Origin of the sequence: Microcoleus sp. D2_18a_B4, assembly GCF_036702475.1 — a bacterium.
Classification (GTDB): domain Bacteria; phylum Cyanobacteriota; class Cyanobacteriia; order Cyanobacteriales; family Microcoleaceae; genus Microcoleus.
In genome coordinates this window covers 1-23,934 of record NZ_JAUBTL010000085.1, presented here as the reverse complement: position 1 = coordinate 23,934, position 23,934 = coordinate 1, and the positions used below count along the sequence as shown (strand labels likewise).

Here is a 23,934-nt window from a genome sequence, read left to right as displayed (position 1 = left end):
ATCGCCTGATTGTCGGTATGATCGAATCAATGACGTGGCGATCGCCTGACTCACTCTTTTAAGATACAAGGGGCGGGCTTCGCTAACGCGATTTCTATGCCTTTTGAGGTATTGCCCAATTCGCGTTAGCAGAGGCCTCGAAGAGGATCGGCTATTTTGCACCTAGGGCAATAGAATTGTTGGCAATGTTCTTTGAAAACGGCCCAAGTGAATCAGCTTTTTTTTGAACCGCAGAGGGCGCAGAGGGCGCAGAGAAAGAGCAAAGAGAGAGATATTGACTTTTACCAATCATTTATGGTTTCGATAGCAGTTCTAATAACTCTGATTCCGAAAGTAGTTCGATTCCCAAAGATTGAGCCTTTTCCAACTTAGAACCCGCATCTTCTCCCACAACCACATAATCAGTTTTAGCACTCACAGAACTTGTGACTTTACCTCCTGCTTTTTGAATCAAATCTTTAGCTTCATCTCGTTTCAAAGTGGGCAAAGTTCCGGTAAGCACAAAGCTTTTGCCTGCCAGTTGTAAATTTGTGCTGGCTAAATTGGGATTTTTTGCTTCTGACTGCAATTGCAAGCCCGCAGTTTTCAACCGTGCAATTAAACTTTGATTAGCCGGAACTCGAAACCACTGATAAACAGCTTGAGCAATTTCCGGCCCGATGCCGTAAACGCCCTCAATCGATGCCGCCGATACTGCTGCTAACTCTTCCACATTTGCAAACCTTTCTGTCAGCAATTGAGCATTCACGCTGCCAACGTGGCGGATGCCCAAGCCGTAAAGTACGCGCGAATAAGGTTGATTTTTCGATTGGGCGATCGCACTTACCAACTTTTCTGCTAACTTCTTACCCATGCGTTCCAAACTCATCAATCTTTCCGCTGTCAAATCGTACAAATCCGCCGCAGAATGCACCAGATTGCTATCAACCATTTGCTGCACCAACTTTTCGCCAACACCGTTAATATCCAGAGCATCCCGGCTGCAAAAATGAATCAGCGAACCCCTCAAAATTGCCGGACAAGATGTATTGATGCAGCGAGTAACGGCCTCCCCCTTTTCCCGAACCACAGGCTGTTCGCATTCGGGACAGCAACTAGGCATTTGGAAAAGTTGAGCATTTTGGGGGCGAAGTTCCGGCAAAACTCGCACAACTTCTGGTATAATTTCCCCAGCTTTTCTGACAATTACAGTATCGCCAATGTGCAGGTTCAGATCGGAAAGTCGATCGCTATTATGGAGAGAAGCCCGCGAAACCGTCGTCCCCGCCAACTGCACCGGTTTCAGTTCCGCTACAGGAGTCAGAGCCCCGGTTCTCCCTACTTGTACGGTGACAGCTTCTACTATTGTAGGGACTTCCGCCGCGGGATACTTCAGGGCGATCGCCCAACGCGGAAACCTCTGAGTAAAACCCAATTGTTTTTGCAGCAAAACCGAATTAATCTTAACAACAACCCCATCCGTCATGTAAGGCAAATTCCGCCGCTCAGTATCCCAAGATTCGTAATACTCCCGAACCTCATCCAAAGAATAGCAAATTTTGCGATTGGGATTCACCTTAAACCCCATTCGTCGCAACAATTCCAACGAATCCCACTGAGTGTTACCCTTATTTCCAAACGCTGTTTCATTCTCTGTAGGGGCAATCCCCCCGTGGTTGCCCTCATCGGTGGGGAGGGGCGGGCACGGGGGCACCGCCCCTACAGTGGGGAGGGGCGGTGGCACCGCCCCTACAGGTTCATCAAAATGTAAAGTATAAGCAAAGAAATCCAACCTGCGCTTATCCACAATTTTAGAATCCAACTGCCGCAGCGTACCCGCCGCAGCATTGCGAGGATTAGCAAACAATTGTTCCCCCGCTTTTTCCCGTTCCCGATTAATTTCCTCAAACACAGCTAAAGACAAAAAAGCTTCTCCCCGCACTTCCACAACAGGCGGCGGATTATCTAAATTGAGCTTTAAAGGAATCGAGCGAATAGTTTTGACATTTTGAGTAATTTCCTCTCCCGTAATGCCGTCTCCCCGCGTCGCACCGCGAACTAACACCCCATTTTCATAGGTTAACGCTAAAGCAGAACCGTCAATTTTCAATTCGCAAACATAGGAAACCCCCCCCAACCCCCCCTTGCTAAGGGGGGGAGTAATTTCCCTATTTTCCTTATTGCTAATGGAAGATGTTATTCCCTCTTGTCCCCCCCCTTGATAAGGGGGGGTTAGGGGGGGTGCATTTCCATCAAGTCCCCCCCCTTGATAAGGGGGGGCTAGGGGGGGTGCATTTCCATCAAGAACGGGGGTTAGGGGAGGTGCATTTCCATCAAGAACGGGGGTTAGGGGAGGTGCATTTCCATCAAGTCCCCCCCCTTGATAAGGGGGGGCTAGGGGGGGTGCATTTCCTTCTTGAACGGGGGTTAGGGAAGGTGCTACCCTTTGCCAGCGTTCCTGCCATTTAGCAAATTCCTCAAAATTAAAAGCATTTTCCAAACTGTAGAGAGGAATATTGTGTTTGACGCTAAAAAATTGAGTAGCAGGCTGTTCTCCCACCCGCTGAGTCGGACTTTCCGCAGTAATTAATTCAGGATAATCTGATTCTAATTCTTGCAACTGGCGATAAAGTCGATCGTACACCTCATCTGGCATAATCGGCGCATCGAGAACATAATAAGCATAGCTAGCTTCCTGTAGCTGGTGCCTCAACTGTTGAATTTGCTGCTGAATCTCTGCTGCCATATCGATTTAAGGTTTTAGATTTTCGATGTTAGATTTTTGATTATAACTCTCCATTTTAGCTCAAAAAAAAGGATCGAGCAACCTCTATGCTGCCAGACCGATTTTATATTTGAGATGATTAATGTCAATTTGAGCTAAAAACCAAGATACAGCAACTAGAAAATCAAAACTTATCCTAATTTTCACCCTGCCCAAAAAGGGATACTTAGTTTCCGACAGGAATCGCCAGTCGGCCAAAATTTTCGACTCTTGTTCAACCTCCCAGATTCATCTCTGGAGTAAATTTCAAATCCTTCGACTGATTGAACGCCGAACGTTGCGCCCAACCTGTCACGCCGAATTCTCAATTTTAAAATCCATTGACTCGGCTTTCTAGCTGTTTATTTCGGGGCGTAAATCATCACAAATTCAAGTCTGGAAACTCGGTAAATTTCTTGTTTTCCCCGGACAGGGAAGGTTGAAGATTCTCAGCATCTTTTTCGCCGTTCAAGTTGCTCTTGGGGCGGGATTTTGTGAACTCTTGAGCGTTTGGCTTGGTGAAAGCGAGCGGTTCAGCGTGTTCTACCTGAAATACATTGGCGTAGAGGTTGGCAATAATTTGTTTGCCTCCCTGGGTCAATTCCAAGTAGTTCAAAGCAGCCGGAATATAGGGAAAAACTCCATTCCAATAAAACTTGGCGTAATTTTGCCGCAAATCTCCCGGAGACTTGTAGCCCAAGATTTTATTAGTACCGACTTCCTCAAATTCGTAGAACAGAGCACTTATTTTTCGCAGGTAATTTGGATCGCTCAACTGACCGATCAAATCGGCAGCCCTAGCGAGTCCAGAATAATTATTTCTGTCTTGATGAGTTTCGCTAGCAGGAACTGGGAAGCGTGTCAATTCAATATTGCGCTTGATTTGTTCGGCATCAATTAATGTGTGGCCGCCGAAGCGTTCGTCAATTACGAGTTTTCCTCGATCGACATGATAAGGAGTTAAACTGGCAGAAGTTGCCCCGATCGGCACAGAAACCATGCCCCCCTCAATACCAGTAGCGTAGAGTCCCACAGCTTCTTGGTCTTGGCGGCAAACACCTTTGACGTAGCCGATATCGTGACACAGCAGCGAGATCAGGTAGTGCAGCCAATCTTCCGGCGACACTCCCCCTTCGCGAATATGCTTGCCGCGGAGAATCTCTTGTCCCACCAAAGCCACCAGCATTGTGTGTTCCACATTGTGGTATAGAGCATCGCAGTTAGCGATATTTTCCAGAGCCATAGTCCCTGCCCAGGCGATAATTTCCGGGTAGTCAGGCTTGTACTTGCCGTAGGTGCGACGGTAGCCGGCCTGCAACTCTTGGACAAAAGCGTCAATCAGGATAGCAGTTGCATTGAACATCATAAATTCTCCCACTCAGGCTGTAGTTACAAACTCGATCGAAAATATCTTGCATAGCTGAAAAAATAATCAATGGGCATTCCAGTAGGTTTGACCCCTCGGCGTTGAATTTTAAATTTCAGCTAGTCTTGTCAGGTCAGAAAATTGCTTTTTTGGCTATGCTTCCCAAGATAACCTAATTTCTGAAGTATCCGAAGCAAGAGATCGATTTTTGATCATTAAATTTTGACGAAACAATTTACCTCATTTCACCGACTAATTATTAGAAGTCCTAGGTGTGAAAGTTATGAACTGTCTGTTTTCGAGCCTCTCCACTGCTGCCCTTCGCTCTCGGCGGTCGATCGCCCCAAAATACCTAGGATTGTTTGCATTCACGGCTGTTTGCACCGCTGCACCGGCAATGGGGGCCGAGCGAATTTACGTAACTTACGGGCCACTAGAAGAATCAGTTCCCATCGAATCCCTGGCACTGTTCGCCAAAGAAGGCAAAATAGACTCAAACTTGGACGGCTTCGCTCAGTATGCCAAAGAATCTCAGCTAGCTGAGATTCGCAGCGCCCTGCAAGCGAAAGCTGAAATCAGCCACGTGACGATCGCCCAATTCCTTTACACGCCTCAAGGAGAAGTGCTGCTGAGACGCTTGGGCCGAGTAATTCAAACCAAAGCTCGGCAGCCTGGATTTTATGCCATCCGAGCCGCCCTGATTTTAGCAGCCTCAGATCCCGAAGGCCTGACAATTCTCAACGTGCTGCGGAAATTCCCCACCTATGGCATCAGGATTGACATCGCCCGCGCCTTGGGTATCGCCAACGAGTTGACATCGCTGATCAACCGTTCCAATCAGACGATCGCCGGAGTCGCTCAATTGTCCGAAGCACAAGCAGCCTCTGAACCCGCCATACCGCCCGCCGCCATGCTGCAGCCCCAGCTACCGGGCCCCTATACTTGGAAAAAATCATCGGTAACTTTGACGAGTCCAAATCGCGTTAGCGAAGCCCTCGAAGAGGATCGCACGTTTGATATGGACATTTACCTGCCGCAGCGGAGCCCGCAACCGGCCCCAGTAGTAGTAATTTCCCACGGTTTAGGTTCCGATCGCCTTTCCTTCGAGTATTTAGCCAAACACCTAGCCTCCTACGGCTTTGCCGTCGCCGTCCCCGAACACCCCGGCAGCAACGCCCAACAAATCCAAGACTTAGTAACAGGCAGAGCCAATCAAGTAGCAGAACCAGGAGAATTTGTCAACCGCCCCCTCGACATCAAAGACCTGCTCGATTATTTAACCAAACTTTCTACAACCGATCCGACCTACCAAGGGCAGCTCGACTTGCAGCGAGTCGGCGTCATCGGCCAGTCTTTCGGTGGCTATACGGCTTTAGCATTAGCCGGGGCAGGGATTAATTTTGCACAGCTAGACAAAGATTGCGGACTCGAAAACGATACTTGGAACCTCTCCCTACTGTTGCAGTGCCGCGCCCGCGGCCTAGAGCGCAACCAGTACAATTTCGACGACCCGCGCATCAAAGCTGTGATCGCCGTCAACCCGATCGTCAGCAGCATTCTCGGAGAAACAAACCTCAGCAAAATCCAAATCCCAGTCATGCTAATCGCAGGCAGCGCCGATACCGTCGCCCCCGCTTTGCTCGAACAAATTCAACCGTTCACTTGGCTGACATCGCCCAACAAATATCTCGTACTGATGAACAACGGGACTCACTTCTCAACGATCGAGGAATCCCCTCAAAGCCTCTTTCTGCCACCACCACAGGCGATCGGGCCCGAACCTGCTTTAGCCCGCCGCTACCTCAGCGGACTCAGCCTAGCTTTCATGGAATGCTATTTGAACAATAAATCCAATTTCCGCCCGTATTTGGAGCCCTCCTACGCCTTAAGCATCTCCAGAGACACTCTGGGACTGAGAATTTTGCGATCGCTCACCCCGCAGCAACTCCAGCAGTTCAGGATTTCTCCACCTCCTCGCATCCCTGCCTCTCCACCTGTCCTAGCTCCTGTTCCTCTACCTTCTCCACCTCCCATAGCTCCCGTTCGTTAGGGTTGAGGTGCGCCGCGTGTGCACGCTATCTTCATCTTTTCGCGCGGGGGATATGGCGTCGGGCCCCGCCAGCTACCGCCCTTTCTCTCCTTACATCAGCTTTCCTAATCACAGTCATCAGTTTAACTGTCGTCAAACCCCTTTACAAACCTTAACGATACCGTTAATAATAGAAACATCATCCGAACATTGACAACCAAATACAGCAATCATAAAACCATGACAACAACCTTACAGCAGCGCGAAAGCGCCAACGTCTGGGAACGCTTTTGTGAGTGGGTCACAAGCACCGACAACCGCATTTATGTAGGTTGGTTCGGAGTCTTGATGATTCCTACCTTGCTCAGCGCCACCATCTGCTACATCATCGCCTTCATCGCTGCTCCTCCAGTGGACATCGACGGCATCCGCGAACCAGTAGCAGGTTCCTTGATGTACGGTAACAACATCATCACAGGTGCTGTTGTTCCTTCATCTAACGCGATCGGCTTGCACTTCTACCCAATCTGGGAAGCAGCTTCTCTCGATGAGTGGTTGTACAACGGCGGCCCTTACCAATTGGTAATTTTCCACTTCCTGATCGGTGTATTTTGCTACATGGGTCGTGAATGGGAATTGTCCTACCGCTTAGGTATGCGTCCTTGGATCTGCGTCGCTTACTCTGCACCAGTTGCAGCAGCAACCGCAGTATTCTTGATCTACCCGATCGGACAAGGCAGCTTTTCTGACGGTATGCCCTTGGGTATCTCCGGTACATTCAACTTCATGATCGTGTTCCAAGCTGAGCACAACATCCTGATGCACCCGTTCCACATGTTGGGAGTTGCTGGTGTCTTCGGTGGTAGCTTGTTCTCCGCCATGCACGGTTCCTTGGTAACATCTTCCTTGGTTCGTGAAACAACCGAAACCGAATCGCAAAACTACGGTTACAAATTCGGTCAAGAAGAAGAAACCTACAACATCGTTGCAGCCCACGGCTACTTCGGTCGTTTGATTTTCCAATACGCTTCATTCAACAACAGCCGTTCTTTGCACTTCTTGTTAGGTGCATGGCCAGTAGTCGGTATCTGGTTTACCGCTTTGGGTATATCGACAATGGCTTTCAACTTGAACGGTTTCAACTTCAACCAATCGATTATCGACTCTCAAGGTCGTGTGATCAATACTTGGGCTGATGTGATCAACCGCGCTAACTTGGGTATGGAAGTAATGCACGAGCGCAATGCTCACAACTTCCCGCTTGATTTGGCTGCTGGTGAGACAACTCCCGTAGCTTTGGTTGCTCCTTCTATCAATGGTTAATTCTTAACTTGAGATTAACAAAAAGCGCTCCTAGAAATAGGGGCGCTTTTTGTTTGGGGAAAAAAGATTTTTACTGCGGGGAGGGGAAGTATCACAACCGCCAAGGGAGTTATAGCGAGGTTATTTGAGATGGCAATTCGCGGAGATAACAGTTCCCTCGCTTCTGGTAATTCCTGTTAAGCTGGATTGAGGTCGGCTGCTGCTTGGAGACTCACTCATGATAAATTCAAGTTTCTTTAAACATCACAATACATTCATAATTTTCTAAATCTAGAAATCGGTCAACTTGCAAAGTTCCTATTTGTTCAAATCCCTGTTTTTGGTGAAACATTAGGGAACGAGTATTAGCTATTGGCTGGGTAACAATAAACAGCGAAATAAATGAATTTGGAAAAAATTGATAAATTTCTTTATACATAAATTGAGCAACACCTCTACCCATCCAATTTAACTTGGTTGCTACTCTTTCGAGATAAAAATGCCGATCACTGGTGACTCTTTTCTTAAAAATCTCATCTTTCCAGATAATTTTATCCAAGATTTCCTCAGATAGTTTGGGTGGTGATATAGCCACAAATCCCAGAATTTCCCCAGCGGTTTTAGCTGCCACAAAATATCTGCATGAATTATTTAAGCTTTTGAAAATCTCATCTTCAGTAATTTGTGTTAGCAAAAAGCCGCGATCGATCGACGTATTTTGACCGCGCGCATGAGAATTGTGAATATTGACGATCGCCTGTATGTCCTCTCGATCGGCTTCTCTAAAAGTTAGATATTCCATTGCATAGTGTGTAGGAACGCTGTCATACATTTGCGATTTTAACGCTCAGGTTTATCTATTCTAACAGCTAGATATAGATCGCATACCTGATTTAGTTTTGTAAATATTTTAGGGGCGATCGCCTTCGGACAATATCATGACTGTAGGTAGGTCTGCACTTGTGGGCGATCGCAAATAACTTCCAGGTAGCGTCGCAACTGCTACAGTGTTTCCCAACAAATCGAAGAACTCAAGGCCATAACCTGTTTCTAGTCCCTCGACGAGTGCTATTGATTTACCAGTCCTCGCAGTTCCTTAATGTCGATGTGGATTCCTTGACGTTTCAGATATTGGCTCAAGTTAATCTGGATGAATAAATCTTTGAGCTCTTCAGCAATCTCTGCCGGGGGATTGCCAGATAACGCAGTTGCAATTAGACGTTCTGCTATTCGTAATTCGCCACATTCAATCGCTAAAGATGCTGCGCTGCGGTGAAGCACAGAACGAGTGGGTTCAGCATCAAGGGCGCTAGCGATTAAGGCTGCGGCCTGAGTTTCTTGTTCAAAGGCTTGGCGCGTCAATTGTGCAGCCAACTCCAACGCACCTCTTAAGCGGGCGACTGCCGCTGCTTCGGCTAAATCCATTGCTTGTTTGTGGAGCGATTGAATCTGGCTCATTGGAGTACGGTTCCTTCAGGATTTTGCTTGGCACTAATAATAGAAATCGGTCGGCTGAACTCTACTACAATGATATACGCTGGCAAGCCTTGTGCCTCTGAGGCGCGGGTTTGTTCAGTTTTCAGCTTGACTCTAGTATTGATTTGACTTTGATTGCCTTTGCGAATTCCAGAAACCTCTAGCCGAGCCATTCGCTCAAATGGCAGTGTGGTAGCTGAATTTTGACTTCCTAACCAATAGTCAAATCCAGTTCCTTTGCGAGAGCGTTCAATGACTGTGAGATTTGTTAATTGCAAAATTAACAGGAATGCGATTCCATAAGCAGCCTGCTCGGTAGTATATTCTTCGTCATTCCAACATCGTCGGGTTTGCTCGGTGACTGGCTGCCAATCTAACTTGAATGTGGCAGAAAATTCTCCCTCAACTTTAAGTGTTACTCCTGGTTGGTGAGCTTCATCGGTTAGACAAATCGCACCTGCTTCTGCGATCGCGGCTCCAAAGGCAGGTGTAATCGCAGGCAGTCCCTGGCTAAGGCTTTGTAAGTTTAATATTTGAATCTGGCTCAAAGCGACGTTGCTCTATGGAAAGTAGATATTCAATTTTACTCTCAGTTGCGACAATTTGAGTCTATCGCCACTATTTTTAGACGATCGCCTTCATCGACTTGGGGTCATCATCGCGATTGTACTATTTCCTCTACTTACGCAGCAAAACTATTAACAAGTCTAACTGTAGGTCTGTCTGCACTTGTGGGCGATCGCAAATAACTTCCAGGTAGCGTGGCAACTGCTACAGTGTTTCCCAACAGATCGAAGAACTCAACGCTATAACCTGTTTCTAGTCCCTCAACGTGATGCTGTTCTACAACCGTACCGATATCGCCGGCATAAAGTCCTTCTTCTGGAAGGTTGCACAGTAAAATGACATCAGAATAAAGTTGATAGTTCATAATTCTTCTGATTCTGGAAATTGTTGCTCGTATTGGGCTAGAATTTCTCGAACTGTTTCGGCGGCGATGTCTGATAAATCTGATTTAGAATAGATAGTCACCAACACGATCGAATCGCTAGTTTTGAGGTAATAAATAGCACGGTAGCCCGCGCTTTTGCCTTTTTGAATGTCGCTGTTCTTAATTCTGACTTTGAAAATTTCGTACTCCATTCCCGGAATACGCGAACCCGGAAGTTCCCCCGCTTGAAGTTGTTCGATTACAGGCTGAATGTCGTTGCGAATGTTGCGATAGCGTTTGGCTAAAGTTCGTAAATCTCGTTGAAATCGGGGGGTGACTTCAATTTGGATCGATTGTGGATCAGTTGTCATCGATTCCGTCCCACAGTTGAGACAAAGGGAGAGTTTGTCCGGTAATTGCTTCATGAAAGCCTTGCTGAAGCCCTTCGAGGACAGTTTCAGTGGGGTCATCATCGGGATCGATATCAGTGTTTTGACGAATTTTTTGTTGCAGTTCTTTGAAGCGTCCTTTATAGATATCTTCCCATTTATCGGACTGCAAGAATTTGATGAAAGCTAAGACTTCTTGTTGCTGGTCTGGCGATAAGACCTTCACATTTTCCAAAATGGCTTGTTCGACGGTCATAATTATCCTTTTTTTTGATTGCTCTTCTACAATCTAGTAACAATATTATATCGCACGGGTGGGTTGACAGCTTTCTGGGGTTTGGAGGCTGTTGGTGGGGAGGTAGAAACCGGGTTTCTTCCTGAATCTGGGTGATGATGCGTAAATTATCGCAGAAACCCGGTTTCTTGAATTTGCGGAAAACCCGGAAATTTTAACGGTTGCAGAAAAGTTCATTCTAGCCAATTGTTATAACCAGTCAGGCTAATTGTGGCGATGCCTTTGAGTTTTCTCCAACATCCATTGCCATAAATTTTCTGCAAACGTTCTAATTCCCGAATTGAGTTGCCAACTGCTATTGTTTCAATATTAGTGATATTTCCGATAATGTCAAAGTTCATTCCACATCAAATATTAAACTTTATTCTGGCCAATTGTTACAACCCGCAAATAGCGGAGCAGATACTACAACAGACGACAAAAAAAGGGGGCGAAACCGATGACTCGCAGTGCCAGGTATCGGAAACCTAGACAGGGCATGGCTTCGTGGTTTGGGGCTTTGTTATAAATCTTTATGAAATCCTGAAACGCTTAGATGTTACAGTCTACAAGTCTCGACGCGAGAGAAGATACTAGAATACCACGAATGGTCCAATCATTTGAGAGAGCGCACTGCATCCTATAATTAGGCCAATCGTAATAATCACCAATTGGTACAATGTCAGTTCTACTACCATCTCCTCTTTCTAGTTCAACACTGAGTGTGGTTAAAAAGGAATAAGTAAAGCTTGGTAACTGTCCTGCTATTGCTTTGGTATTGAATTTTAGATCGTCATAATTCAACCATTTACTATTCACAAGCCAACCTACCCGATCGCCAAACGCTTCACAAATTTCCAGATCATATTTCCTAGTTCCTCCCAGACTTTCATAGATACGCTTCTGCACCGAAAAGCCGAAGCGCCCGTTACTGTATTTTACCCAAAGTTGGTCAATAGTTCGCAAGTCTTCACAGGGAAATGTATAAATATCGTCATCTTTCAGCAGATTTTCACCTGCCGGAGCTTGATCTTTCGGAAAGTCTTTCGTGTATTTGTGGCCTCCCCCTGCTGCTTTCAGCATTTTTTTAGTCGTTTCCTCATCCGCTTCTTTCCATTTTCCATTTGCCAGCAAATCGCGCAGATTTGTATAGTCTACTCCCTTCTCCGATCTCAGAGGAACATCTGGTGTAGTAGGAATAGGATTCACCACAGGTGTAGATTTGGGAGATAATAGAGATTCCGATCGCTTAGCATTGCTGTTACTAACTGTCGCTTCTTCTTCATCATCATCGGCCATATCAAAGTCAGAGACTGCTTCTTCCTCATCATCATCGGCCATATCAAAGTCAGAGACTGCTGCTTCCTCATCATCGTCCATATCGAAGTCACCGATTGCCTCTTCCTCCTCGCTCAGATCGAATTCAGAAACTAAATTTTCTTCCTCATCGACTATTTCGATAGCACTGACAGGATTGTCAATTTTACTAACAGAATTATCTTGAGAATATCGCTCATTTTCAATTTGCTTAACCGCGATTCTTTTAATTCCATTAATCGCATCTCGATTGCCCGGAGATGCAGCCAATACCCGAATCCACAACTGTTCTGCCAGATCGTAATTTTTGTTTATAAATTCCGCTTGTAAAGCGTCATTTTTAAGACGAATAATATCATAGGGAATTGCATATTGCGGGAAAATAATTAAGTGCGATTTCGTTGGTGGCGCTGCAATACAGCGAGGTGTTTGCTGCACTTTTTCGCCTTTATGTTCCAGAATCAGTTCGGGAACTCGATCGCTCAAATAACGATCTAATTGCTCGACAGTTGCACATTGCCCTTGAGGGCCCAACCCATCCAGCACTGCTCTTGTGAAAGCACCTTGCTTTAAAGCATCAATTTCATAGGACAATTGATTGGGGCTGCAAGAAAAAAAAGTAACAACTCCCTTTTCTCTTGCAATTTGAGTTGTTTGATTGCCGATTCCTTCTCCCGATTTACTTCCTAGATCTCGACAAGCATCCAAAATCAAAATCACGTTATCAGCACCGCAGCGGCGCAGACGTTCAGTCAGGAAATCAATCCTAATCCCCGTGTGTTCGATATCCCGCGGATTGCTGTCACAAGCCATCAGGTAATCAGACTCGTCATGGCGTCTTCCGTGGCCGCTGAAAAAAAACCAAAAATTATCCCCATTACTCATAAATGGTTCTTCAAATTTGGTCATCACAATGTCTCTTAGATGAGCAATAGAAGCACGACTCCACTTACCATTAGTATCAGGTCGCCAGTCATCTGATAAGAAAAAAACTTGCTCGAAATTCGCCCCACGAAAAAATTCCCGCATTAACTCTGCATCCCGCTTGGCATATTTCAGATCGGTTAGGAACTCATAGTTATTGATGCCAATTGATATCGCCAGATTTCTTCCCATTTCACCTTAAGACTTCCGTTTAAATCTCAACAATATAGTTCTGGTATCTGCAACTTTACCGCCCATGCCGACTAAACTGAAAGAACCTTCAGCGTTAATCGCAACCGATACCTCAATTTCAGATAACTCGATCGATCTCATGTCAGCTTCCGCCTCCGCACGGCTGAATATTTTATCTACCGTTTCCATGCAGTCAACCAGTTCTTTTTCTAGTTTCTTGATGCTGACCTTGTGCAGCCGCAAGCTACCAGCCACTTTTGCCGCCAGCTTTTGGGCAGGCTCATTTGGGGGCTGTGCGTCGAAAAACCCCCCATAGTCGAGTCCTGTATGTGCTCCAATCTTCGCACCGTCATAGTCGGGTGTGTCGGGAGACTCGCCCGCAGTATCGGCGGTCACAATCCAAATCGTTTCATCTGGCATAAATGCTGAAGGCTCCAAATTATCTGGATAATTTTAGTAGATGCTAAGACTGACAATAATCTTAAATTGTACCTGAAATTTATCAACGGCTCCATAGTGCTGACTTTATAGAGGTAAATATGCAATACGATTAAGCCAGTCTTCGGCTTCAGATGTTTGCCATATCTTGATTAGATGGTTTATTGCTTCGCCTATTGGGAAACTTTGTAACACAATAATCACTCCTGAACTGGTTTGAGTGGCAGTAAATTCAGCAAAGTATCTTGGCATGGTTCTTTTGTCGTGAGAAACGAGAACTCTACCATCTTGGGCAACAAAATTCAATACTTCCAAATCAGTCAAACCAGTTAAATTTGATACGTTTGATGTTTGAAAATCAAGAGTGGGTTCGCGCCTCACAATACCCGTCACAATCGCTTGGTTTAAATCTGCATCTGCTTGAAAGCGAATTTTCATAACGGGCTGGTGCGATCGCTGTAGAGTTTTTGATAAAGTAAGGAGTTACTTTCCCTTGCTTGCTGTCTCAAGGTTTCAAATAGTTGTTCTCCATCGAATAAATAAGCATCAATGGCTGTGCGGTTAGCCAGGTAGAAGGAAATCCCGCCATAAACTTCTTCTAGTGTTAGCACGGGGAATGATTGAACGATACTTTCTGGGGATTGTCCCGCCAGGAAAGCATAGACAATTGAATCTAAAGAAACGCGCTTCCCAAGGATGCGGTAGCAACCATCTTTTTCTTCAACGTACTGTTTTGTCCTTAATATTGCTGCACTCATAGTTTACCTACTTTCATGCTCGTTACTCGTTCCCAAACAGAGCCAATTGGTGACAACTTAAGACTGAAACCCACAATAAATGTCGCTTTTATGCAAAGTCTAGAACCCCCTAAATCCCCCTTAAGAAGGCGGACTTTGAAAGAACGCTCTTGTCCCCTTCTAGATCCCCCTAAATCCCCCTAAAGAAGGGGAGTAGGGGTTGACTTTGAGAAGATTTCTTGTCCCCCCCTTATTAAGGGGGGTTAGGGGGGATCTAGACTTCGCTACAAACAAAAAAGACCCTTGCTACATGAGTAGAATTCTACCGCAGAACCCTAGCTGCCGCCAATCCGAGCGACATCGCGAGCGTTTTCTTCAAACGCAGCCGTCAGCGCATCATCACCGCTTAAACCCGATGCGATCGCCCTTTCAATAGCCTGCAACACCCGCTTATAATCCCTCGGCATCACCTTCACAAACACCGGCACCATCGAGTCCCAATTTGCCAAAACCTTCGATGCTTTCGCACTTCCAGTCAAATCAACGTGAGTTTGAAGCATTTGCCGCAAATCGCTAATTTCCTCAACATCCTCCAGTTTTTCCAAATCCACCATCGACATATTGCAGCGAGTAGCAAAATCCCCCGCCTCATCCAAAATGTAAGCAACACCGCCACTCATACCCGCTGCAAAATTGCGCCCGGTTTCACCCAAAACTACAACTTTGCCGCCAGTCATGTACTCGCAACCGTGATCGCCCACACCTTCAACTACCGCATTCACGCCGGAGTTACGCACCCCAAAACGTTCGCCCGCCATCCCTCGGATGAAAACCTCGCCGGATGTCGCGCCGTAAAGCACTACGTTACCGACAATCACGTTTTCTTCCGCGACAAAGGTAGAAGCCTGCGACGGATAGAGGATAATCTTGCCGCCGCTGAGCCCTTTGCCCAAATAGTCGTTAGCTTCACCTTCGAGCTCCAGGGTGACTCCCTTGGGCACGAATGCGCCAAAGCTTTGCCCCGCGCTGCCTTGGAAGTGCAGGTGCACCGTGTCATCGGGCAAACCTTCCCAGTGGCGTTTGGTGATTTCGTTACCGAGAATTGTGCCGACAACCCGGTTGACATTGGTAATCGGCAGTTTGGCCTGTACCTTTTCACCGTTTTCGATCGCACCTTTGCACAAATCCAACAACACCGTCATATCCATCGACTTTTCCAACCCGTGATCCTGCGCCATCTGACAATAGCGCCCGACATCCGCCCCAACTTCCGGCTGATAAAGGATTTTCGAGAAATCCAAACCCTTAGCCTTCCAGTGTTCCACCGCTTGCTGAGGTTCCAAAACATCAGTCCGCCCAACCATTTCATTCAGCGTGCGGAAGCCCAACTGCGCCATAATTTCCCGGACTTCCTGCGCGACGAAGGTCATAAAGTTTACCGTGTGCTCGGGGTCGCCGGTAAAGTTTTTCCGCAATAGCGGGTCTTGGGTCGCTACGCCCACCGGGCAAGTGTTCAGGTGGCAAACGCGCATCATGATGCAGCCCAATGTCACCAGCGGCGCGGTCGCAAAACCGAATTCCTCAGCGCCAAGGAGTGCAGCAATTACTACATCGCGACCGGTTTTCATTTGACCATCAGTTTCCACCACAATCCGGCTGCGGAGATTGTTGAGTACCAAAGTTTGATGAGTTTCCGCCAATCCCAATTCCCAAGGTAAACCGGCGTGTTTGATCGAAGTCTGCGGCGAAGCGCCGGTTCCGCCGTCGTAGCCGGAAATCAACACGACATCGGCGTGGGCTTTCGCAACACCCGCCGCGATCGTCCCGACTCCAACTTCCGACACGAGTTTGACGCTAATCCGCGCTTCCCGGTTGGAATTTTTCAAGTCGTGAATCAATTCGGCCAAATCTTCGATCGAATAAATGTCGTGGTGAGGAGGAGGCGAAATCAATCCCACACCCGGAGTCGAGTTTCGCACCTTCGCAATCCACGGGTATACTTTTTTACCGGGCAACTGTCCGCCTTCACCTGGTTTCGCGCCTTGCGCCATCTTGATTTGCAGTTCCCGCGCTTGGGAAAGGTACAAGCTGGTAACGCCGAAACGCCCGGAAGCAACTTGTTTGATCGCGCTGTTTTTCGAGTCGCCGCGATCGTTCGTCCAAGTATAGCGATCGGGATCTTCGCCACCTTCACCGGTGTTCGATTTGCCACCAATGCGGTTCATCGCTACTGCTAGCGATTCGTGGGCTTCTTTAGAAATCGAACCATAACTCATCGCCCCAGTTTTAAAGCGTTTGAGAATAGATTCGATCGGCTCAACTTCCTCAATGGGTATCGATTCCCGCTGCTTGAATTGCAACAAACCGCGCAAGGTAAAATGCTGCTGGTTTTGTTCGTTTACCAGCCCCGAATACTGTTTGAAAAGCGTATAACTGCCCTCGCGCACCGACTTTTGCAGCGCGTGAATTGTCTGCGGGCTAAACAAATGCGCCTCGCCTTCTTTCCGCCACTGATATTCGCCACCAACATCGAGAGTATGTCCGCTGGCTGGGCGATCGGGGAATGCGTGGGTATGGCGTAAAATTGCTTCTTGGGCGATGACTTCGAGGTCTACCCCTTCAATCCGGGAGGCTGTCCAAGCAAAGTATTTATCGACTACGGATTTGTTTAAGCCGATCGCCTCAAAAATCTGCGCGCCGCGATAACTTTGAATTGTGGAAATCCCAATTTTCGAGGCAACTTTCGTCACACCTTTTGTTGCGGCTTTGACGTAGTTTTTGCAAGCTGTTTTGTACTCGACATTTAGCAGCAATCCTTCGCGGATCGAATCGGCGATCGTCTCAAATGCCAAATACGGATTAATCGCGCCGCAACCATATCCAATAAGTGTCGCAAAGTGATGCACTTCCCTCGGTTCGCCGGATTCGAGAACGAGTCCAGCCCGCGTGCGCGTACCTTTACGGATCAAGTGGTGGTGCAGGCCCGCAACTGCCAGCAGCGCCGGAATTGCGGCTTGGTCTGGACTGATACCCCGATCGCTCAAAATGATGATATTCACCCCGGAGGCGATCGCGCTGTCTGCTCCAGCAAAAACCTCTTCTAAGGCTTGTTCAAGACCTTTTACCCCGCTTTTGGGGTCAAACAAAATCGGTAGTGTGATCGACCGGAAATTGCCCTCATTTACGTGTTTGAGCTTAGCTAATTCTTCATTGCTGAGAATGGGCGTTTTCAGTTCAATCAAATGACAGCTTTCGGGTTCTGGTTTGAGCAAATTGCGTTCAGCACCGATCGTAGTTTCGGCAGAAGTTACAATTTCTTCCCGGATAGAATCAATCGGCGGATTGGTAACTTGAGCAAACAACTGCTGGAAGTATTCATAAAGCAGTTTTGGGCGGTTGGAAAGCACCGCCAGCGGCGTATCCGCACCCATCGCGCCGACAGCTTCCACGCCATCTTTCGCCATCGGTGCTAACAGCAACCGCAGTTCTTCAAAGGTGTAGCCAAAGGCCATTTGCCGCTGCAATAATGTTTCGGGATGGGATTCTGCTACGGCCGGCGCATCTTTCAGTTTGGCGATTTCGACCATGTGCTGGTCGATCCACTGGCGGTACGGGTGTTCTGTGGCGATTTTGGTCTTAATTTCCTCGTCAGAGACGATGCGGCCTTCCTCAGTATTTACTAGGAACATCCGCCCCGGTTGCAAGCGACCTTTTGATACAATTCGTTCTGGGGCGATCGGCAAAACTCCGGCTTCCGATGCCATAATTACCAAGTCGTCTTTGGTAACGCAGTAGCGGGAAGGGCGCAAACCGTTGCGATCGAGCACGGCCCCGATCGATGTACCATCGGTAAATGCGATCGAAGCTGGGCCGTCCCAAGGTTCCATCAAGCAAGAATGGTATTCGTAGAAAGCTTTTTTCTCGTCACTCATGGACTCGTGGGCTGTCCAAGGTTCGGGAATCATCATCATTACAGCGTGCGGCAAAGAACGCCCGGCCAAATTCAGCAATTCCAAAGCATTGTCAAAAATCGTCGAGTCGCTGCCTTCGATATTGATTAAATTGGGGATTTTCTTTAAGTCATCGCCGAATAGTTCCGACTCGAACAGCGATTGCCGCGCGTGCATCCAGTTAATGTTGCCGCGCATCGTGTTAATTTCGCCGTTGTGAGCGATGTAGCGGTAAGGGTGCGATCGTTCCCAACTCGGAAAAGTATTCGTGCTGAAGCGCGAGTGAACCAGGGCTAGAGCGCTTTCCATGTCGGGGTCGTGCAGGTCGGGATAGTAATCTCCCACTTGCACCGGCATTAACATACCCTTGTAGACGATCGTCCGGCACGAGAGAGTGGAATTGTACCAGTAGGGGTCTGTGTTAGTTCTGCGGATGGCGTTGTGAGCCCGTTTGCGGATGACGTACAGTTTCCGCTCGAAAGCCGCCTCGTCAATACCTGCGGCGCGCCGGAGGAACACTTGCTGCATGAAGGGTTCGCTAGATTTGGCGGTGTCGCCCAGGGACGAGTTATCGGTGGGAACATCGCGCCAGCCCAGAACTTCCTGGCCTTCTTCGGCGGCGATTTCCTCAAAAATGCGTTTGCCGTTTTCGCGTTCAGTTCGATTTGGCGACGAGTAAATCGCGCCAACGCCGTACTCGCCGGCTTCGGGAAGTTCGATGTTTAGGCCCGCCGTTACTTTCTTGAGAAACTTGTGGGGTACCTGCATCAAAATCCCCGCCCCGTCTCCGGTGTTGGGTTCGCAGCCGCACGCGCCTCGGTGGTCGAGGTTCAATAGGATTGTCAGTGCCTGCTCGACAATTTCGTGGGATTTGTTACCCTTCATGTGTACGATGAATCCGACTCCGCAAGCGTCGTGCTCGAACTGCGGATCGTACAGACCTTGCTTTTGTGGCAGTCCGTTGCTGTTCATTTTGATGCTCCTGTCAAAGTGGCGAAAAGATGTTTATCTAGAGTAGAGCGTGGGATGGCGATCGCTCTAGTATCATGTATTATATGTGGATATACTCAATTGGGTAGAGCTACCAAAAAATCCCAGCTTATTCGATCCGAGGAAAAAAATAGTTAAAGCCGATACATTAACTATGGAACCCGGAGGTTAAAGATTTCTGCTTAAAGACTCTTCAATTATATGAATTATTAAACCGCAGAGGCCGCAGAGAGCGCAGAGGAAGAGAAGAGAGATGAGTAATTCCGATACCAACTCACATCTTGCACCCTTGTTAATAAGCTTTTCAAGGGCGGGCAAGATGCCTGTTCCAGAAAACTCAATTTTGTGGAACAGGCCGGAAAGCCTGTTCTTGAGAAATGAGTTTATAGCATTGTTAATGCGACTGTATCCTCAGCGGCTGGGTGACATCCTCCACCAGCATTTTGCCTTCTCAACAGCAATGAGTATTTCTTAAAAATTGCAACAAGTCGATCGACCTTTTGCCCTGATTGGCTCAAACTCATATGTTGCACCATTCTCAATTACTTGTTTGGGAACAGGCTTTTCGGCCTGTTCCACAAAATATAAATTTTCTTGTGGAACAGGCATCTTGCCTGTTGCTGACAATAATGCGAGATATCAGCTAAAATCGATAATTACGATCGCGCACCCACAAACTTACAGGCACAGCATGGCCTGTTTTGTCAACCTTTACTTCTACCAAAAAAGATTGTCGTTGCTTCCTTTGAGCTTCGCTAATGTCCTGATTGACTTTTTCCCTTTCATCCTCTGGCATATAATAAGTTTCTAAGCCGTATTCCATCTGCCAACCGTTATATTTGCCCTTAATTGCGATTTGATTGGCGGGCAAATTGGCGGGATTTTCTAGACTGACGCGGACGGGTTTCCAAGCTTGGGGACGGCCGGGATTAGTCGCTGCTTTTGGCGCTTCTAAGATTACATAAAAACTGGTTTTTGCCTTGACACTCTGCGTATTTTGTGGACAAACAACCCCGGGCGAACAATATATTTTTTCCCTCGGTAAATCTTTCCAGCCGGGGAGTTTTTGGAGATTTGTGCTAGCGGAAATATCATAGCTCAAAACTTGGTAATATCCGCGCAAAAAGTCGTAAGGGTCTACTGGTGCTGTTTGCAGGACAACTGTTTTCCCAGTAATAAAAGTGTAAACGGCGGTGGCGGGTACGGCGGCAATTAGTCCGATTTGCAGCAGCAAAGGAACCCACAGCCGCCACGCGGGAAGGCGTTTGGCAGCGGGGGGAAGGGTGAAGGATGGGGGATTAGGGCTGGTATCTGGTATGTCGGAACTTGGATGTGTTAAATCTGGATTTTCGGTGTTCATATTGGGAATTGGGAATTGGTTCGCAGAATAATATCGTTGAGCTTTGAATCGGCATAATCATCTTCCGAGTGGAGTGCGATCGTCCCGCTCGCACTATAGTAGAATGCTCCTATTCATCGGGGATTTTTGCGAAGTGGCGCTCGAACCACAAACCCGCAGCAATTACGCCAATTCCGCACAAAACAAAGACAAAAGATTTGAGCAACAATCCTGTGTTATATTCAAATAGTCTGCTGATAATTTGCAGGGTGATTAATACCATGCCTCCCCAAAAAGTCCGGCGGTTTCCTAATGCTAAACCTTCTCGGATTAAGCCGACAGCGAGCAAAAATAAGAAAACATTGAACAGAAAAGTTGCTAATTGAGGAAGGGGAGTAAAATTGAGGTGAATAAGCGGTATTAAGGCGCTGGCGACGATTAAAATGCCGATCGCACCTGTACTCAAATCCACTGCTTTTTGTCTTGGTCGCCGCAGTTCCAAACGCCCCAAGCGCAGCCACTCAAACACCGTGAAACCGCCCAAAACAGCCACATTTGCCAGCAAAACCCAATCCGACTCCGTTGGCGCAGGATTCGGCAAATCTTGCCACAACCAGTGGAAAGAAAGAAAATAAAATAAACTGGCGAGAAACAGCAGTGCTAAACTGCGGGCGGTAGGTTGAAACAGCTTGCTGCGTACCTTCGGCCAGATTGCATCGTCGTATCCCCACAGCAAAGCGGGCGGTAGGGCACAAAAAATTGCAGCAGCCCAGGTTTGATTTAACCCTTGGACGATAGAAACTTGTAGGGAAAAAATTATCGCGATCGCACCTATGGCAAAAATAGCACGCGATCGACACCAATAAGCCAGCGGCACAAACATTATACTGGCTGCGATCGGCATTTGCCGCACCAAAACTTCCAGCCAAGAAAACTCGACTTTGGAAGACCAATCTAACATAGCAAGCCAATAGCCTAAACCGACTAAAAGTGCCGACAAAACCCCCAAGGAAGTCAACCGCAAACTGTAAGCCATTCCGAGCACGCCGATTCCCCAAGCAAGGTAAAGTCCGTAGGAAGAACCGCCAATATGGAACATTTGCGCCATCAAAGCCATATTTGCTCCTAAAATCAGAGCACCTAATAGCAACAATCCTTCACCTAGGAGTTTGTTTCGCCCTTTTGTTGCGGGCATATTGGGATTGGAGTTTTGGCTTCGGGATGGGGGAATTCGCCACAGATAGAAACCTGCTGCATTGACTGCTACGAAAAGACTTAGCAGCATTGCAACTCTCACTTCGCGCGACCAAACTTGCCAGTTTGCGGCTACAAAGGTGATGACTCCTATACCGAGGAGAATGCCGCCGAGACTCATCAGAATGCTGAGGAATCGGTTGCGGGAGGCGGTTTCGAGTGTGTTGAATTGGTAGCGTTCCGAAAGTTGTTGGTAGAATGAAGTATCGATGAGTCCTTCTGCTTGCCAGAGTTTGGCTTGTTCTCGCAACTCGCGCCGAAATTTATCTGAAATCATTGTTTATATTCCAGAGGATTTGAACTGTGATAGTTTTTAATATTTGACATACTCCCCGCGCTGAAGCAACGGGGATTCTTCACGCTTCATTGACTGACGCTACCGAGGTAGTCTTACTCTGTCTCGACGTGCGTTTAGAGTCGTGGCAATGCCCTATCCCGACTTTTTCTATATTTACTGAGGCGTTTTCATCTCGGTCGTGTTCGCTACCACAGCCTAAGCAAAGTATCGAACGAACAGACAAATCAACTTTGCCCCACTTGAACCCACAATCAGAACAGCTTTGGCTTGTTGGCTCCCATCGACTGATAACTACAAACTTTCTCCCATACTTCTGAGACTTTGCTTCAACCAAGACTCTGAACTCTCTCCAACCTTGTTGACTAATCACCCTAGACAGCTTACGGTTTTTAACCATCCCTGACACGTTTAAATCTTCCAAAACGATAGTTTGGTTTTCACTAACGATTTTGGTGGACAATTTGTGCAAGAAGTCCTTACGGGTATCAGCAATTTGGTTGTGTAGCGTAGCCATCTGAATCCTGGTTCGGTTTCGTCGTTTTGAGTCTTTTTGTTGACGGGCTAACTTCTTTTGCAGCTTACGCACCCTACGGTCTAAGGCTTTGTAGGAAGGACTCACCGCTTTCTCGCCATTGCTCATCACGGCAAAAGTTTTAATCCCTAAATCAATTCCAACGCTTTGGTTTTTGGCGCAAACTTGAATAGGTTCTACTTCTACAACAAAGCTTAGGAAGTAGCGATTAGCACAATCCTTGATAATTGTGACCGAACTAGGTTCATACGGCAATTCTCTAGACCAGATTGGCTTAACAAGACCAATTTTTGCTAGATATACTCCATCCCCTTTAATAGAGAATCCCCCACGGGTAAGCCTTGCTGACTGGCTATTAGTTCGTTTTTTGAACTTGGGATAACCAATTTTCCTCCCTTTCCTCTTGCCTTTGCAGGAATCGAAAAAGTTCTGAAAAGCTATCTCTAAGTCGGCTACAGACTGCTGTAATGGAATGTTTGAAACTTCACTTAACCACGCCCTTTCTTCAGTCTTTTTTGCCTGAGTGATAACAATCTTTTGGAGTTCAGCGGATTTAGGCTTCTTTTCGGATTGCTTGCAGATAGCCAAAGCATCGTTATACACAACACGGACGCAACCAAACAACCGAGCTAAACTCTGTTGTTGCTGGTTTGTTGGGTAGAATCTGTACTGATACCTTGCTTTCATTATTCAATCCTCCTGCTATCATTGTATATCATATAGATACACAATAGCCATGAAAAAGAGCATATTTTTTCGACTGACTGACGAGGAGTTTGCGGAAATCGAAAATTACTGCAAGCAAACCAAACGAACAAAGTCTGATGTATTGAGAGAGTTAATTAGAAGCCTGAAAACGAAGAAAAAGCCGTCGAGCGAAGGACGGGGCTTGTGTCCCATTAGTTTTGGTCACTTGTGAGTCGATTGTCGATGGAGGCTGGGACACCTGCTGAACTTGCACAGCAGATTTGATTGATATCCTTCGGTTGTTGAAACCGTTTCTACATAAACAAACTCCCAGCAGAAAGAAACGAATAAATCAAGGAATGTAATATTATGGTACAAGCTCAATCTAAAAAATTAACTTTTGACGAGTACCTTAATTACTCAAATGATACGGGTCAACGCTATGAGTTAATTGATGGGGAGTTAATAGCTTTGCCACCAGAATCTGAACCTAATAATTTCATTGCTAACTATCTATTTTTCTATCTTGCTAGCAGCGGGCTAGTGCCGCTCAGGCTGATTAAAACGCATAATTGCGAGGTTCAAGTTGCCGTTTTGCGATCGGGAGATGCCGCCAACCACTACCCCGATTTGATAATTCTGGAACCTGAACACATTCCGCTGACAGCAACCAGGCTAACTATCACTTTCGATGTGCGATTCGTTTAACCTAAATGGGTAGGTTCTCCTATCCAGGGACGGTTAGCCTGACTCCGAGGAGTTAGTG

Annotated in this window: 23 protein-coding genes; 5 read left to right on the top strand and 18 right to left on the bottom strand. The window is 47.0% G+C overall.

Annotation, left to right across the window (positions count from 1 at the left end):
• Window positions 1-292: 292 nt before the first annotated feature.
• Together ligA and QUB04_RS29965 are read right to left on the bottom strand one after the other, a co-directional pair.
• Window positions 293-2,725, bottom strand: coding sequence for an NAD-dependent DNA ligase LigA (ligA, locus tag QUB04_RS29970; protein ID WP_333290183.1), 2,433 nt, complete (start codon window positions 2,723-2,725; stop codon window positions 293-295).
• A 400-nt stretch (window positions 2,726-3,125) separates the two neighbouring features.
• Complete coding sequence (locus tag QUB04_RS29965) at window positions 3,126-4,106, bottom strand: Npun_R2479 family HD domain-containing metalloprotein (RefSeq protein WP_333290187.1); 981 nt, start codon at window positions 4,104-4,106, stop codon at window positions 3,126-3,128.
• 286 nt (window positions 4,107-4,392) lie between these two features.
• Between QUB04_RS29965 and QUB04_RS29960 the strand changes: the two genes are divergently transcribed.
• Together QUB04_RS29960 and psbA are read left to right on the top strand one after the other, a co-directional pair.
• Window positions 4,393-6,159, top strand: coding sequence for an alpha/beta hydrolase (locus tag QUB04_RS29960; RefSeq protein ID WP_333290185.1), 1,767 nt, complete (start codon window positions 4,393-4,395; stop codon window positions 6,157-6,159).
• 219 nt (window positions 6,160-6,378) lie between these two features.
• On the top strand, window positions 6,379-7,461 hold the full coding sequence (psbA, locus tag QUB04_RS29955) for a photosystem II q(b) protein (protein ID WP_333060032.1): 1,083 nt from the start codon (window positions 6,379-6,381) through the stop codon (window positions 7,459-7,461).
• A 226-nt stretch (window positions 7,462-7,687) separates the two neighbouring features.
• On the opposite strand, the gene QUB04_RS29950 is transcribed toward psbA, so the two are convergent.
• The 12 genes from QUB04_RS29950 to gltB all read right to left on the bottom strand — a co-directional run bounded on the left by QUB04_RS29950 (window position 7,688) and on the right by gltB (window position 19,040).
• Complete coding sequence (locus tag QUB04_RS29950) at window positions 7,688-8,272, bottom strand: GNAT family N-acetyltransferase (protein WP_333290181.1); 585 nt, start codon at window positions 8,270-8,272, stop codon at window positions 7,688-7,690.
• Window positions 8,273-8,508: 236 nt separating this feature from the next.
• The gene (locus QUB04_RS29945) at window positions 8,509-8,898 is read right to left on the bottom strand and encodes a hypothetical protein (protein ID WP_333242973.1); all 390 of its coding nucleotides are present in this window, start codon (window positions 8,896-8,898) and stop codon (window positions 8,509-8,511) included.
• Window positions 8,895-9,464, bottom strand: coding sequence for a hypothetical protein (locus QUB04_RS29940; protein WP_333106387.1), 570 nt, complete (start codon window positions 9,462-9,464; stop codon window positions 8,895-8,897). The genes QUB04_RS29945 and QUB04_RS29940 overlap by 4 nt, the downstream gene beginning before the upstream one ends.
• A gap of 134 nt (window positions 9,465-9,598) precedes the next feature.
• Entirely contained in the window at window positions 9,599-9,847 is a 249-nt protein-coding gene (locus QUB04_RS29935) for a DUF4926 domain-containing protein (protein WP_333242969.1), read from the bottom strand.
• Entirely contained in the window at window positions 9,844-10,218 is a 375-nt protein-coding gene (locus QUB04_RS29930) for a type II toxin-antitoxin system RelE/ParE family toxin (RefSeq protein ID WP_333290179.1), read from the bottom strand. The genes QUB04_RS29935 and QUB04_RS29930 overlap by 4 nt, the downstream gene beginning before the upstream one ends.
• On the bottom strand, window positions 10,208-10,492 hold the full coding sequence (locus tag QUB04_RS29925) for a hypothetical protein (RefSeq protein WP_333290177.1): 285 nt from the start codon (window positions 10,490-10,492) through the stop codon (window positions 10,208-10,210). The genes QUB04_RS29930 and QUB04_RS29925 overlap by 11 nt, the downstream gene beginning before the upstream one ends.
• Before the next feature lie 212 nt (window positions 10,493-10,704).
• On the bottom strand, window positions 10,705-10,872 hold the full coding sequence (locus QUB04_RS29920; protein ID WP_333290175.1) for a hypothetical protein: 168 nt from the start codon (window positions 10,870-10,872) through the stop codon (window positions 10,705-10,707).
• A 190-nt stretch (window positions 10,873-11,062) separates the two neighbouring features.
• The gene (locus tag QUB04_RS29915; protein WP_333290173.1) at window positions 11,063-12,943 is read right to left on the bottom strand and encodes a GUN4 domain-containing protein; all 1,881 of its coding nucleotides are present in this window, start codon (window positions 12,941-12,943) and stop codon (window positions 11,063-11,065) included.
• A 6-nt stretch (window positions 12,944-12,949) separates the two neighbouring features.
• A complete protein-coding gene (locus QUB04_RS29910) occupies window positions 12,950-13,363 on the bottom strand; it encodes a Pepco domain-containing protein (protein WP_333290171.1) in 414 nt (137 codons plus the stop codon).
• Between the two features lie 105 nt (window positions 13,364-13,468).
• Complete coding sequence (locus QUB04_RS29905) at window positions 13,469-13,819, bottom strand: DUF5615 family PIN-like protein (protein ID WP_333290169.1); 351 nt, start codon at window positions 13,817-13,819, stop codon at window positions 13,469-13,471.
• Window positions 13,816-14,139: a DUF433 domain-containing protein gene (locus QUB04_RS29900; RefSeq protein WP_333290167.1), complete on the bottom strand. Its 324-nt coding sequence runs from the start codon at window positions 14,137-14,139 to the stop codon at window positions 13,816-13,818. The genes QUB04_RS29905 and QUB04_RS29900 overlap by 4 nt, the downstream gene beginning before the upstream one ends.
• A 314-nt stretch (window positions 14,140-14,453) precedes the next feature.
• Window positions 14,454-19,040, bottom strand: a complete 4,587-nt coding sequence (gene gltB / locus QUB04_RS29895; protein WP_333290165.1) for a glutamate synthase large subunit — start codon at window positions 19,038-19,040, stop codon at window positions 14,454-14,456.
• A gap of 337 nt (window positions 19,041-19,377) precedes the next feature.
• On the opposite strand from gltB, the gene QUB04_RS29890 reads away from it, so the two are divergent.
• On the top strand, window positions 19,378-19,533 hold the full coding sequence (locus tag QUB04_RS29890; protein ID WP_333290163.1) for a hypothetical protein: 156 nt from the start codon (window positions 19,378-19,380) through the stop codon (window positions 19,531-19,533).
• On the opposite strand, the gene QUB04_RS29885 is transcribed toward QUB04_RS29890, so the two are convergent.
• The 4 genes from QUB04_RS29885 to QUB04_RS29870 form a co-directional block, all read right to left on the bottom strand.
• A complete protein-coding gene (locus QUB04_RS29885; RefSeq protein ID WP_333290161.1) occupies window positions 19,530-19,667 on the bottom strand; it encodes a hypothetical protein in 138 nt (45 codons plus the stop codon). The genes QUB04_RS29890 and QUB04_RS29885 overlap by 4 nt on opposite strands.
• Window positions 19,668-19,701: 34 nt before the next feature.
• On the bottom strand, window positions 19,702-20,418 hold the full coding sequence (locus tag QUB04_RS29880; RefSeq protein ID WP_333290159.1) for a GDYXXLXY domain-containing protein: 717 nt from the start codon (window positions 20,416-20,418) through the stop codon (window positions 19,702-19,704).
• A 109-nt stretch (window positions 20,419-20,527) separates the two neighbouring features.
• Window positions 20,528-21,928 carry a DUF2157 domain-containing protein gene (locus QUB04_RS29875; RefSeq protein WP_333290157.1) on the bottom strand — a complete coding sequence of 467 codons (1,401 nt, stop codon included), beginning with the start codon at window positions 21,926-21,928 and terminating at the stop codon, window positions 20,528-20,530.
• Between the two features lie 79 nt (window positions 21,929-22,007).
• The gene (locus QUB04_RS29870; RefSeq protein ID WP_190736597.1) at window positions 22,008-23,168 is read right to left on the bottom strand and encodes an RNA-guided endonuclease TnpB family protein; all 1,161 of its coding nucleotides are present in this window, start codon (window positions 23,166-23,168) and stop codon (window positions 22,008-22,010) included.
• Window positions 23,169-23,217: 49 nt separating this feature from the next.
• Here QUB04_RS29870 and QUB04_RS29865 point away from each other — a divergent pair, with 49 nt between their 5' ends.
• Complete coding sequence (locus QUB04_RS29865; RefSeq protein WP_333290154.1) at window positions 23,218-23,400, top strand: ribbon-helix-helix protein, CopG family; 183 nt, start codon at window positions 23,218-23,220, stop codon at window positions 23,398-23,400.
• 137 nt (window positions 23,401-23,537) lie between these two features.
• Window positions 23,538-23,876: a Uma2 family endonuclease gene (locus QUB04_RS29860; RefSeq protein WP_333290152.1), complete on the top strand. Its 339-nt coding sequence runs from the start codon at window positions 23,538-23,540 to the stop codon at window positions 23,874-23,876.
• The last annotated feature ends 58 nt before the right edge of the window (window positions 23,877-23,934 follow it).

What these genes read in the sequence shown, in the direction of transcription:
- QUB04_RS29960 (WP_333290185.1), top strand. Translation starts at nt 4,393, where the DNA reads ATGAACTGTCTGTTTTCGAGCCTCTCCACTGCTGCCCTTCGCTCTCGG.
- QUB04_RS29935 (WP_333242969.1), bottom strand. Translation starts at nt 9,847, where the DNA reads ATGAACTATCAACTTTATTCTGATGTCATTTTACTGTGCAACCTTCCA.
- QUB04_RS29925 (WP_333290177.1), bottom strand. Translation starts at nt 10,492, where the DNA reads ATGACCGTCGAACAAGCCATTTTGGAAAATGTGAAGGTCTTATCGCCA.
- QUB04_RS29945 (WP_333242973.1), bottom strand. Translation starts at nt 8,898, where the DNA reads ATGAGCCAGATTCAATCGCTCCACAAACAAGCAATGGATTTAGCCGAA.
- QUB04_RS29880 (WP_333290159.1), bottom strand. Translation starts at nt 20,418, where the DNA reads ATGAACACCGAAAATCCAGATTTAACACATCCAAGTTCCGACATACCA.
- QUB04_RS29900 (WP_333290167.1), bottom strand. Translation starts at nt 14,139, where the DNA reads ATGAGTGCAGCAATATTAAGGACAAAACAGTACGTTGAAGAAAAAGAT.
- gltB (WP_333290165.1), bottom strand. Translation starts at nt 19,040, where the DNA reads ATGAACAGCAACGGACTGCCACAAAAGCAAGGTCTGTACGATCCGCAG.
- QUB04_RS29890 (WP_333290163.1), top strand. Translation starts at nt 19,378, where the DNA reads ATGCCTGTTCCAGAAAACTCAATTTTGTGGAACAGGCCGGAAAGCCTG.
- QUB04_RS29910 (WP_333290171.1), bottom strand. Translation starts at nt 13,363, where the DNA reads ATGCCAGATGAAACGATTTGGATTGTGACCGCCGATACTGCGGGCGAG.
- QUB04_RS29905 (WP_333290169.1), bottom strand. Translation starts at nt 13,819, where the DNA reads ATGAAAATTCGCTTTCAAGCAGATGCAGATTTAAACCAAGCGATTGTG.
- QUB04_RS29920 (WP_333290175.1), bottom strand. Translation starts at nt 10,872, where the DNA reads ATGAACTTTGACATTATCGGAAATATCACTAATATTGAAACAATAGCA.
- QUB04_RS29965 (WP_333290187.1), bottom strand. Translation starts at nt 4,106, where the DNA reads ATGTTCAATGCAACTGCTATCCTGATTGACGCTTTTGTCCAAGAGTTG.
- ligA (WP_333290183.1), bottom strand. Translation starts at nt 2,725, where the DNA reads ATGGCAGCAGAGATTCAGCAGCAAATTCAACAGTTGAGGCACCAGCTA.
- QUB04_RS29915 (WP_333290173.1), bottom strand. Translation starts at nt 12,943, where the DNA reads ATGGGAAGAAATCTGGCGATATCAATTGGCATCAATAACTATGAGTTC.
- QUB04_RS29865 (WP_333290154.1), top strand. Translation starts at nt 23,218, where the DNA reads ATGAAAAAGAGCATATTTTTTCGACTGACTGACGAGGAGTTTGCGGAA.
- QUB04_RS29950 (WP_333290181.1), bottom strand. Translation starts at nt 8,272, where the DNA reads ATGTATGACAGCGTTCCTACACACTATGCAATGGAATATCTAACTTTT.
- QUB04_RS29860 (WP_333290152.1), top strand. Translation starts at nt 23,538, where the DNA reads ATGGTACAAGCTCAATCTAAAAAATTAACTTTTGACGAGTACCTTAAT.
- QUB04_RS29930 (WP_333290179.1), bottom strand. Translation starts at nt 10,218, where the DNA reads ATGACAACTGATCCACAATCGATCCAAATTGAAGTCACCCCCCGATTT.
- QUB04_RS29875 (WP_333290157.1), bottom strand. Translation starts at nt 21,928, where the DNA reads ATGATTTCAGATAAATTTCGGCGCGAGTTGCGAGAACAAGCCAAACTC.
- psbA (WP_333060032.1), top strand. Translation starts at nt 6,379, where the DNA reads ATGACAACAACCTTACAGCAGCGCGAAAGCGCCAACGTCTGGGAACGC.
- QUB04_RS29870 (WP_190736597.1), bottom strand. Translation starts at nt 23,168, where the DNA reads ATGAAAGCAAGGTATCAGTACAGATTCTACCCAACAAACCAGCAACAA.
- QUB04_RS29885 (WP_333290161.1), bottom strand. Translation starts at nt 19,667, where the DNA reads ATGCCTGTTCCACAAGAAAATTTATATTTTGTGGAACAGGCCGAAAAG.